An 11175-nucleotide genomic window follows, 5' to 3' on the forward strand; every position below is an offset into this window, starting at 1 on the left:
AAACTATCTAAACTGGATGGCTGTTGGTGCGGTACTGTTATTGGTAATTGCTGCGATTTCAGCGATGATAGGTTAAGGGGTAAAAATGGAAAATATTTTAAGTATATTGGTCTTCTTCCCGGCAGTTGCAGGATTGCTTGGATTTGTAGTAGATAAAGAGAGTGCGAAAACCTATGGTATTACAGTAGCTGCAATTGAATTCTTTCTTTCTTTATGGTTATGGTTCAGTTTTGACACATCAAATGCAGGAATGCAGTTTGTAGAAATGATTCCTTTGATCCCTGATATGGGTATCTCATATTATCTTGGTGCGGATGGTATTTCATTGTTCATTATTCTTATGACAACATTAATGACACTTATCGGTATGGCAAGTATGGGTGAAACAAAAAATATTAAAAATATGATTGTGACACTTCTTTTCCTAGAGATGACAATGGTAGGTGTATTTGTTGCACTTGATGCTATTATCTTTTATTTATTCTGGGAACTTTCTCTTGTTCCGATGCTTTATATCGTTGGTGCATGGGGTGGTCCTTTAAGAATTTATGCATCTATTAAGTTCTTCCTTTATACATTTACAGGATCAGTTATTATGCTTGTTGGTATGTTATTTGTTGCATACATTTACCATAATCTTACTGGTGTATGGAGCTTTGCTATTACAGACTGGTATGCATTGGTATTACCTGTGAGTTATCAGTTATGGTTGTTTGCAGCGTTCTTTATTGGTTTTGCCATTAAAGTACCAATGTTTCCATTCCATACATGGATTCCATATGCACACGGACAAGCACCAACAATCGGTTCGGTAATTCTTGCAGCGGTGCTTCTTAAAATGGGTACATACGGATTTGTAAGATTTTCACTTCCAATGTTCCCGGATGCATCAGTTCTGTCGATTACACCAATTGCAGTGTTATCGCTTATTATGATTATCTATACAGCGATGATCGCATATGCTCAAAAAGATGTTAAACAAGTGATAGCATACTCTTCAGTATCACACATGGGTATTATTATGCTTGGTCTTTTTGCAATGAACGCAGAAGGTCTGTCAGGTTCAGTATTCCAAATGTTGTCTCACGGTATTGTTTCGGGTGCACTGTTTATGCTTGTGGGTATGATCTATGAGAGAAGACATACAAAACTTATGTCAGAGTTTGGTGGTATCGCATCAGTGATGCCTAAGTTTGCTGTTATTTTTGGAATTATGTTGATGGCCTCGGTCGGATTACCACTTACAATCGGTTTTGTGGGTGAATTCCTTGTGCTTCTTGGCTTCTACCAAGTATCACCAATGATGACAATCCTGGCAGGTACATCTATTATCTTAGGTGCAGTATATATGCTAAGAGTAATGAAACGTACTTTCTTTGGTCCACTAAATAATGAAGAGAACAAAAAACTTAAAGATCTAAATGGTAGAGAAACATGGTCGCTTATTCCATTGGTTGCGATTGTGATCTGGTTAGGTGTATACCCTAAGCCAGTACTTGAACCGATAGATAACTCTGTAAAAGCATTGCTAAGTTTTATGGATGAAAAAGCGATTACGCAAGAGGCAAAAGATATGATAAGAGTTGCAAAATCAAGTAAGGAGGTGAAGTAATGTTAGAGCCTATTAATGTGAGTTTAGAGAGTCTAAACCTTATTACCCTTGCCCCAATGCTTATTGCAATTGCTGGTGGTTTAATTATTTTGATGATTGACCTAATGAAGGATACATTACATAAATCACTTTATGTAATGTTAACTATTTTGGTACTCTTTATTGATTTTGGTGCTGTGCTAGGTCTTAATGTAAATGAACGCGGTTTCTTTGATGTAATGTTGATCGATGGTATTTCCATCATATCTCAATTGATGATCATTGGTGGTTCAATGATCTTTATACCTTTGGCATTAACATCAAAAAGATTCCACGAATATTCATATCCAGAATTCTTTGCACTTTTCTTATTTATGATTGCAGGATTCCAGTTTATGGTTGCATCAGATAACTTGATCCTTATCTTTGTAGGACTTGAGACAGCATCACTTTCACTCTATACGCTTATTGCGCTTCACAACAGAGCAAATTCATATGAAGCTGCCGTGAAGTACTTTACAATGGGTGCACTTGCAGCAGCATTCTTTGCAATGGGTTCAGCAGTAGTTTATGCACTCACTGGTTCTGTAGAACTTTATAAAGTGGCTGAAGTACTCTCTTCTCGTATGCATGAAACAGGATTGATGATCGCAATCTTTGGTTCATCTGTATTATTGTTAGTTGCTTTTGCATTTAAAATTTCACTTTTCCCTTTCCATACATGGGCACCTGATGTATATGAGGGTGCTTCTGCTCCTTTAGCTGGGTATATGTCAGTCGTACCTAAAGTTGCAGCATTTGTAGTGAGTATTAGAATTTTTGGTATGTACATTGATCTTGGTATTGAGTGGGTAAGATGGACAATTCTTATCATTGCAGTACTTACAATGACACTTGCAAACATTATGGCACTGGTTCAAAATGATGTAAAACGTATGCTTGCATACTCATCTATCTCTCATGCTGGTTTCATCATGGCAGCATTGGCTCTAGATACAACTGAAGGTAACACAGCAATATTCTTATACTATGCACTCTTTATGTTTACCAACCTTGGTGCTTTTGCTATGTTATGGATCTCTCGTCATAAAACGAGAAGATTTAATGTACTTTATGATCACCCTTACGAGAAGTTTTCAGGACTTATTCAGATCATGCCAATGGGTGCAGTAGTAATGGGACTCTTTATGTTCTCTCTTGCAGGTGTACCTCCATTCTCAGTATTCTGGGGTAAAATTTACGTGATGCAAGCAGCAGTCAATGCTGGGTATATCTGGTTAGCGATTATAATGGGGCTTAACTCTGCTATCGCAGCATACTACTATTTGAAACTTGTAGTGTATATGTTCCTTAAAGATCCGGTAAAAGATGTGGATGTTGTTTACTATAACATTTCTAAACCATTGATGGTTATCATTGGGTTTGCAACAGTTGCAACAGTTGCAGCTATCTTCTATGTACAGCCACTTGTATCTTATCTTTACTATATGATAAGTGCGAGCGGGTATTAGTATTTGCAGCTATAAAGCGTTGCTCTATAGCTGATAACAAGGTACTTTTATGTACCTTGTTATCTTTTCATTAAAATCTTCTCCAACTCTTCAACACTTCCTTTTATTACATTATTAAACTGAGAATTATTAAATGTTGTTTGTCGTTTAGCCAACCTTGCAGTATTGATGGTAATTTTTTCACTAAGCATTTTTTTGTCATAGATACCATCCAGATAGGCCAATGTCTCTTTGATACCTATGGACTTCATACAGTTAGGTGCCCGTGTATACTTTTTCTCAAGCATACATATTTCATCGATCAACCCATCATTGATCATCAGGTTGGTACGTATGGCTATACGTTCACGGAGTGTCTCCCTATCAATCTCTATTTGATAAATAGGAAGAGGTTCTGTCACTGTAGGCTTAGGTGGAAATTGTTGAAAGTATTGTGTAGGTGTTAGACTTGTTTCCAAATAGATATGTAAAGCTTTTTCTATGCGGTAGGGGTCATTGGGTTCTATATTTGACATATAGGTCTTATCTTCTCTGTAAAGCCATTTATAGACACTTTGTAAGTCTTGTAAATAGCTATTTGTTTTTTCTTTTGTCACCATACTTATAGTAGGTAGTTCACTAATACCTTCTATAAGCATCTTCAAGTAAAAACTTGTTCCTCCTACAATCACAAGATTTTTTCCATCTTTTAAACATTGTGCATGTACGTCATGATATAGCTTGATAAAGGTTGTCACATCAAAGCTTTTATCAGGGTAGAGATAGTCCATACCAAAATGTATAATACCGGCTCGTTCTTCCAGTGTAGGCTTTGCTGAAACGATGTCGATATCTTTATAGATAGAGAGTGAATCAAGTGACAAAATATATGCATTCATCTGCTGCGCTATCTTTATGGAAAGAGAGGTTTTCCCAGATGCAGTAGGTCCGATGAGAGCAAGCTGTTTAAAGGTTTTAAGACTTGGCATTTAGTGCCTTACTGTAGTGTATTTTAATACTTCTCATAGCGTAATCATACCACAGTGAGTGTTAAGGGTTAAGTGCTAAGTGTTAAGAGGGTAAAATATAATATTATATTTTTGGAGTATAAATGAATCTCTTTGATAAAAATAACCGTTTTAATATTGCAAATTTGGTTACATATTTAAATGTTGCACTTGGTGTTACAGCAATATATTTTATAGTTCAAGAAAATTTCTTTATAGCTATTATTTTAGCATGGATCGCAGGTGCATGTGACATAATAGATGGAAAATTGGCACGAAAATATAAACTCTCAACAGAGTTTGGAGTTCAAGTAGACAGTTTTGCCGATTTTATCTCATTTGTAGTAATGCCACCATTTTTACTGTTTTATGCACTTAAAGGCTCAATGAGCAGTGGATTAGAAGAGCTGATTGTAGGATTAATATTCATCGCTTATATCATTTTAGGGTTAAGAAGGCTTGTAGAATTCAACCTAAAAGTAGATGCAGGAGAAGTAGCAAAATATTTTGAAGGTGTACCTACTCCGCTAGGTGCAATCTTACTTTGGATATTGTATCTTCTTTTTACATATAGTATTATTCCTAGTGTTACGATTATTACACTTCTAGTAATTGCAATCGCTTGGTCTTTAAATAGTAAGATAAAAATTCCACATCCTTAAAAATTAAAAGTAGAAATTAGTATTGAATCATTTTAAAGAGAAGTTAGCACATTTTTCAGAACTGGTCATGTTTAAACACTCAGTGTTTTCCCTGCCATTTATCTTCATTGCTATGCTTGTCGCTTCTTATAATGAGAGTGGATCGGGATGGTTTGGTTGGAAGTTACTGCTTTTAGGAACACTGGCAGCAGTGACAGCACGTAACTTTGCCATGGGTGTAAACCGTTATCTTGACAGAGATGTTGACATCCTTAACCCACGCACAAAAGGTCGTCCCTCTGTAGATGGTAGGGTATCTAATGTACAGATGATAGGCTTTATCATGATCAATGCTTTAATGTTTATTGTGGTTGCATACTTTGTGAATACTTTAGCATTTCAGCTCTCACTACCTATTTTACTTGTACTTGGGGCATATACACTATTTAAACGCTTCTCTTCAATGGCACACCTCATACTGGGAGTGAGCTTGGGATTGGCACCTATAGCAGGTGTGGTAGCAGTAAATGGTGAGATAACACTTTGGTCTGTCTACTTGGCAATAGGAGTGATGTTTTGGGTAGCAGGGTTTGACTTACTCTACTCTCTACAAGATATGGCATTTGATAAAGTCCATAATTTACACTCTATCCCTTCGAAGTTCGGGGCAAAAAAGACGATGTGGATTGCAAAGGTATTTCATTTTTTAGCAATCATCTTCTGGGCTTATTTTGTATTTACAGCGGGGTTAGGTTATTGGGCTCAGCTTGCAGTACTTTTTTCTGCTATCATGTTGAGTTACGAACATTACATTGTCAACAAAGATTTTACAAAAATAGACAAAGCCTTTTTTACAGTGAATGGTTACTTGGGGTTTGTTTTCTTAATTTTAATTATCATGGAGGTTATATAAAATGCAAATGATGGATATAACAGTTTTATCGTTACTCGCACTGTTGGTAATCATACTATTTATGCTTGTAAGTAAAAATAGTAAATTAGCAAAAGAAAATAAAAAGTTAAACGAGATACTTGACGTAAAAAATGTCACCATTGCAAACTATGAAGCATCACGCGTTGCCGTGAAAGATGTGATAGAAAATTTCTCTTCTCTTGATGATGTGATGGACCTTATTAATGCGGGTGAAAGCAAAGCTTCTGTCTCTGAAAAACTGGGTATCCCTGTGAGTAAGATAGAACTGATCATAAAGTTTGATAAACTTAAAAAGAGAGATTAATGTCTAAAAGCTCTTGGGAGACAATTTTATCTGAAGCCTATGACTCTCTTGAGGCAGAGTATCAAAGATTTTTAGAAGAAAATGAGAGCTACTTCCCTTCTAAAGAAAACTATTTCAATGCCTTTAAGACACTTCCTAAAGAGAAAGTCAAATATATTTTATTTGGACAGGATCCCTATCCGAGAAAAGAAAGTGCAGGTGGGTATGCATTTATAGATACCAGCGTACAGAACCTTTTTTCAACCTCTGGTTTAAGTAAAGAGGTAAACCGTGCTACAAGCCTGCGTAACTTCATGAAAATGGCACTTGTTGCAAGTGAGAGATTGTCATCAGAGGATACTTCACAAGAAGCTATAAGTATATTAGATAAAACACAATTGATCGACTCCATAGAAGAATTGAGAGTGAATTTTGAAAAAAATGGTGTGCTGCTTTTAAATACAGCACTGATCTTTACAGATAAAAAAAGTTCTGCAAAACATATAAAGGCATGGAAGCCTTTTGTACAAACATTGTTAAATGCATTGGAAGAGAGTGCACCAAAACTGATCTTGTTTGGTACACATGCAAAAGACTTAAAGAAACAATTTTTACTGGATAAATTTGAAACGATAGAACTGGAACATCCCTACAATCATACATTTATTTCCAACCCAAAAGCACTTGAATTATTTGGTCCTATGCACCTACTTGAAATATAGAAGAGTTTTTGAAAGTAGTTTAAAGATTTTTTAGCTATAATTGCGCTCTAAATATCGCTACTACATTTTAAATGTGCACTCATAGCTCAGCTGGATAGAGCATCGGTTTGCGGTACCGAAGGTCTCAGGTTCGAATCCTGATGGGTGTACCACTTCTTTTTATTTGTATCCATTTTTCACACGTTTTCTTTCGACGTACCTGATGTACGCCTCAATAAATCATGCAAAACCTGAACACAACTAAAAAGAAGAGTATAATTTTCTTTCTTTTAGAAATTTTTACTTGTTTACTTATGCATCTCTGCAACCAAGCCCTAACCAAATTTATATTACAATGATACCAATAACTTTAGGGAGTTTCCATCTATGAACATTTTACTTATTAATGACAATCCTGTTGTCTCTAGACTGCTTGCGCTTTGTACTCGTGGGGAGCATATTGGGTTGGATGAAGTAAAGCATGTAGATGGTATTGAAGATGTCAGGTATGACATATTGTTTGTAGATGATGCTTCTTATGTAGATTATATTGATTATTTACTTGAAGATAAGAGAATAAGAAAAAAAGTTTTTATCTCTTATAATGAAGAGAAAGTAAAAGGTTTTGATGAGACCATTAAAAAGCCATTTTTGCCTTCACAAATTATGAAAGTGATTGAAAGTGTTAATATGAGTGAGGACTTTGAAGACAATGTAGAAGAGAATATTTCTATTTTTCCTATCTCAAAAGAAGAAGAAATCATAGAGAAAGAAGTATTGCCTGATATTTTTCCTTTGCCTATAGAAGATGAAGAAATTGATGATATTTCGGAGCCCGAAGAGAATGTGGGTACGGAGATACTTAACAGTAATGAGATAGAAAAAATCAAAGCATTGTTAGATATGGATGATGAAATAGATCTGTATGATAATGATGAACTTTTAAGTGATGATGAGTATGAAGCACGTAAAGTGAAGGTTATTAAAGAGCAGCTTATCGCTGACGGTTTGGAAATAGTAGAAGAAGATGAGATTGTTGAAGAGTTGAGCAGCGTCGCTCTAGATACAGATGAGCAGATTGATAAAAAAAAGACACTCTTTAATGATGATGAACTCTCTCGTATCGAAGATGCTGTTATGGTTGCATTGGAGAAATTGAAGCCTAAAAAGATCAAAAAACTTTTAAAAGGCAAAAAGATAGAAATCAAAATAAAATTAGAGGATGATGACTAATGCAAAAAGGTGCTATTTTAGTGCTCTCAGGCCCAAGCGGTGCAGGTAAAAGTACGATTATCAACGCAGCATCAGATGAGATAGGCGAATATTATTTTTCTATATCGACAACCACACGTACTCCTAGAGTGGGAGAAGAAGACGGTAGAGATTATTTTTTTGTAAGTAAAGAGAGTTTTGAAGAAGATATCAAAGCAGGAAATTTTCTTGAGTATGCAGAGGTACATGGTAACTACTATGGCACATCACTCAAGCCTGTAAGAGAAGCTTTGGAAGAGGGTAAGCTGGTTATATTTGATATCGATGTACAAGGCCATAGACTTGTGCGTGCAAAGATGAATGATATTACGACTTCTGCATTTATCACACCACCTACACTTAAAGAATTGGAGACAAGACTTCGAGCACGATGTACAGATGATGAATCTGTCATACTCAAACGCATTGAAAATGCAAAAGGTGAGATAAAAGCTGTAGGCGAGTATGACTTTACTATTATCAATGACACAGTAGAGGAAGCAGCAGAACGTTTTGTGATTGTGGCTAAGGCTGCTAGATTGAAACAAAGTACCGAAGATGAAGAAAAATTTGTGAGACAATGGTTATCAAATAACTAACATTAAACATATTGCAGTATAATTATTCAAATTAATGCTCAATGTAGCGAAATATAAAGGATTGACATGGGTATGCCAAGTATGCCAGAACTACTAATCGTATTGGCGATTGTTGTGCTTCTTTTTGGAGCAAAGAAGATTCCTGATCTTGCTAAAGGTATGGGAAAAGGTATTAAAGACTTCAAAAAAGCAATTAAAGATGACGAAGAAGAGCCTAAAGAGATTGCAAAGAATGATGCAGAGGCTCCTGAAGCAAAAATCGAAGAGAAAAAAAGCGAAAACGCTTAATTTTAATACTGAGTACCTTGTTACTCAGTATTGAGAATATTCCTCCAAATAGCTATGAAGCTATTTTCTACTACAATTCCATATTAACTATGACGGAAAACCTATGAAATTAAAATTACAAATCAATAACGTGATCAAAGAAGCTTTTTCCAAAGCAGGTATAGAACACGAACCTATGAGCGTATCTGAAGCAACTAAACCTGAATTTGGAGACTTCCAGTTTAATGGTGCCATGGCTTTGTCAAAAAAGTTGGGTAAAAACCCAAGAGAGATCGCAACACAGCTTATAGAAAATCTTGACTTAACAGGAGTACTTGCAAAAGCGGAGATAGCAGGACCAGGTTTCATTAACTTATGGCTCAATCCTTTTTGGCTCGCTTCTCAATGTGAATTAGCGCGTAAAGATGCTAGGCTTGGCGTAGAAAAACGTGAAACACCTATCAAAGTTGTGGTAGATTATTCTGGTCCGAACATGGCTAAACAGATGCATGTGGGACACTTGCGTTCTACTATTATCGGTGATACGTTGGCAAATCTTTTAACCTATCTTGGGGATGAGGTCATACGCCAAAACCATATTGGAGATTGGGGTACACAGTTTGGAATGCTTATTGCGTATCTGGAAGAGATACATGAAGACGGTTCTGTAAGTTTGAAAGACTTGGAGCAGTTCTATAAAGATGCCAAAGGGCGTTTTGATGAGGATGAAGCATTTGCGAATAAAGCTAGAGAATATGTAGTGAAGATCCAAAGTGGTGACAGCCACTGTTTGGAACTATGGCAAAAGTTCATAGATATCTCTTTGGGACACTGTGAAGAGGTCTATGAAAAACTGGGGGTCAATCTGACACGTGAAGATGTACGTGCAGAGAGTTTTTACAATGATGATCTGGCTGCAGTCATAAGTGACTTGGATGCAAAAGGGCTATTGACACAGAGTGATGGTGCACAATGTGTGTTCTTAGAAGGTGATGAAGTGCCTGTGATCGTGCAAAAAGGCGATGGAGGTTATTTGTATGCTACTACAGACCTTGCAGCTTTACGCTATAGAGCACAGACCTTAGGAGCACAACGTATCTCTTATGTGGTAGATGCAAGACAGGCTGAACACTTTAAACAAGTGTTTAGGGTAGCAAAAGAGGCTGATTTCGTTCCTGAAGACGTGAAGCTTGAGCATATTGCCTTTGGTACGATGATGGGTAAAGATGGCAAACCCTTTAAAACACGTGAAGGCGGAACGGTTAAACTTATTGAATTACTTGATGAGGCTGTTGTGAAAGCCAAAGAGACGATCAATGACAAAGAGTCTTATTCTGAAGAACAGGTAGAAGCACTGGCAAAGATCATAGGAATTGGGGCAGTAAAGTATGCCGATCTTGCGATCAACCGTGAATCAAACTATATCTTTAACTGGGACAAGATGTTGAGTTTTGAGGGTAACACTTCACTCTATATGCAGTATGCCTATGCAAGGATTCAAAGTATCTTTAGAAAGTATGATGGGCCTATAGAAGGTGATATCATTATTGGTGATGCTTTGGAGCATAGACTCTCTACGATACTTCTTCGTTTTGAAGATATCCTAAACCGTGCGGCAGTAGATGCAGCACCTAACCAGATAACAACCTATCTCTATGACCTGGTGTCTCTCTTTATGCGTTTTTACGAACAGAACCCTATGCTTAAAGAGGGTGTAGATGAAGCAACAAAGATGAGTCGTTTGCTACTTGCAGATCTGACAGCTAAGACAATCAAACAAGGTTTAGATATACTTGGGATTCAGACTGTAGATAAGTTATAAGTAATAAATATTTCCCTTACCAAAGGTAAAGATTTTACGAGAAATCATTTAGTGATTTCCTGTATCAGTCTGTTGGACTAGAAGTGAAAGGAATTTAAAAGGAGCTTTGCTTCTTTTGAAGGAGAAATTTATATGAAAGCACTCATTATTGTAGCTGTATTTGCCACACTGGGTATTATTTTCTTTCAATATAGTCGAAAAAAAGATCTCAAAACACTCTTTGTAGCCCTTATCACATTTAGTGTTATCATCTCATTGGCAGTGGTGGGAAATTTAACGCGACAGGTCATGCCGATATACTTGGCACACATTATGTTGATCGTAGTCTCATGGGGTGGATTGATAGTGTATCTTGTAAGAGATAAATATTATTGGTGGATTGTTTTTTCACCGGTAGTTACTATAGGATTATTTTTGTTATTGGAATTGTTGACAGGATCAGGGCACTAGGGAATACTCCCTGTGCATTGACCTTTATGCAGGATCGATATCTTTTTTCTTTTGATTTTCGACAAGTTCACTTAAAAATGTTTCAAGTGAATAACGTTGTCTATATTCAGGTATCATAATATGGATGAGGATATCTCCC

The 11175-nt window shown here is 36.4% G+C and carries 12 protein-coding genes and 1 tRNA gene; 12 read left to right on the forward strand and 1 reads right to left on the reverse strand.

Annotation, left to right across the window (positions count from 1 at the left end):
• The first annotated feature begins 85 nt into the window (after positions 1–85).
• Both ABZC96_RS04890 and nuoN read left to right on the forward strand, forming a co-directional pair.
• Positions 86–1612, forward strand: a complete 1527-nt coding sequence (locus ABZC96_RS04890; RefSeq protein ID WP_373029490.1) for an NADH-quinone oxidoreductase subunit M — start codon at positions 86–88, stop codon at positions 1610–1612.
• A complete protein-coding gene (gene nuoN, locus ABZC96_RS04895; RefSeq protein WP_373029491.1) occupies positions 1612–3102 on the forward strand; it encodes an NADH-quinone oxidoreductase subunit NuoN in 1491 nt (496 codons plus the stop codon). The genes ABZC96_RS04890 and nuoN overlap by 1 nt, the downstream gene beginning before the upstream one ends.
• 59 nt (positions 3103–3161) lie before the next feature.
• Here the strand turns inward: nuoN and miaA are convergent, their stop codons facing one another.
• Entirely contained in the window at positions 3162–4070 is a 909-nt protein-coding gene (gene miaA, locus ABZC96_RS04900) for a tRNA (adenosine(37)-N6)-dimethylallyltransferase MiaA (protein ID WP_373029492.1), read from the reverse strand.
• 122 nt (positions 4071–4192) lie between these two features.
• On the opposite strand from miaA, the gene ABZC96_RS04905 reads away from it, so the two are divergent.
• The 10 genes from ABZC96_RS04905 (at position 4193) to ABZC96_RS04950 (ending at position 11036) form a co-directional block, all read left to right on the forward strand.
• On the forward strand, positions 4193–4750 hold the full coding sequence (locus tag ABZC96_RS04905) for a phosphatidylcholine/phosphatidylserine synthase (protein ID WP_373029493.1): 558 nt from the start codon (positions 4193–4195) through the stop codon (positions 4748–4750).
• Between the two features lie 22 nt (positions 4751–4772).
• Positions 4773–5642 carry a menaquinone biosynthesis prenyltransferase MqnP gene (gene mqnP, locus ABZC96_RS04910; protein ID WP_373029494.1) on the forward strand — a complete coding sequence of 290 codons (870 nt, stop codon included), beginning with the start codon at positions 4773–4775 and terminating at the stop codon, positions 5640–5642.
• 1 nt (position 5643) lies between these two features.
• Complete coding sequence (locus ABZC96_RS04915; RefSeq protein WP_373029495.1) at positions 5644–5967, forward strand: sigma-70 family RNA polymerase sigma factor; 324 nt, start codon at positions 5644–5646, stop codon at positions 5965–5967.
• Positions 5967–6668 carry a uracil-DNA glycosylase gene (locus ABZC96_RS04920; RefSeq protein ID WP_373029497.1) on the forward strand — a complete coding sequence of 234 codons (702 nt, stop codon included), beginning with the start codon at positions 5967–5969 and terminating at the stop codon, positions 6666–6668. The genes ABZC96_RS04915 and ABZC96_RS04920 overlap by 1 nt, the downstream gene beginning before the upstream one ends.
• A 75-nt stretch (positions 6669–6743) precedes the next feature.
• Positions 6744–6820: transfer RNA gene (locus tag ABZC96_RS04925), tRNA-Arg, on the forward strand.
• A 214-nt stretch (positions 6821–7034) separates the two neighbouring features.
• Positions 7035–7880, forward strand: a complete 846-nt coding sequence (locus tag ABZC96_RS04930; RefSeq protein WP_373029498.1) for a hypothetical protein — start codon at positions 7035–7037, stop codon at positions 7878–7880.
• Positions 7880–8497 (forward strand): guanylate kinase, encoded by a 618-nt coding sequence (gene gmk, locus ABZC96_RS04935; RefSeq protein ID WP_373029500.1) that lies wholly within the window; start codon positions 7880–7882, stop codon positions 8495–8497. The genes ABZC96_RS04930 and gmk overlap by 1 nt, the downstream gene beginning before the upstream one ends.
• A 66-nt stretch (positions 8498–8563) precedes the next feature.
• Entirely contained in the window at positions 8564–8785 is a 222-nt protein-coding gene (locus tag ABZC96_RS04940) for a twin-arginine translocase TatA/TatE family subunit (RefSeq protein WP_373029501.1), read from the forward strand.
• A gap of 103 nt (positions 8786–8888) precedes the next feature.
• The gene (argS, locus tag ABZC96_RS04945; RefSeq protein WP_373029502.1) at positions 8889–10586 is read left to right on the forward strand and encodes an arginine--tRNA ligase; all 1698 of its coding nucleotides are present in this window, start codon (positions 8889–8891) and stop codon (positions 10584–10586) included.
• A 132-nt stretch (positions 10587–10718) separates the two neighbouring features.
• Positions 10719–11036, forward strand: a complete 318-nt coding sequence (locus ABZC96_RS04950) for a hypothetical protein (protein WP_373029503.1) — start codon at positions 10719–10721, stop codon at positions 11034–11036.
• Positions 11037–11175 lie beyond the last annotated feature (139 nt).

Source organism: Sulfurovum sp. (genome assembly GCF_041551015.1).
GTDB lineage: Bacteria > Campylobacterota > Campylobacteria > Campylobacterales > Sulfurovaceae > Sulfurovum.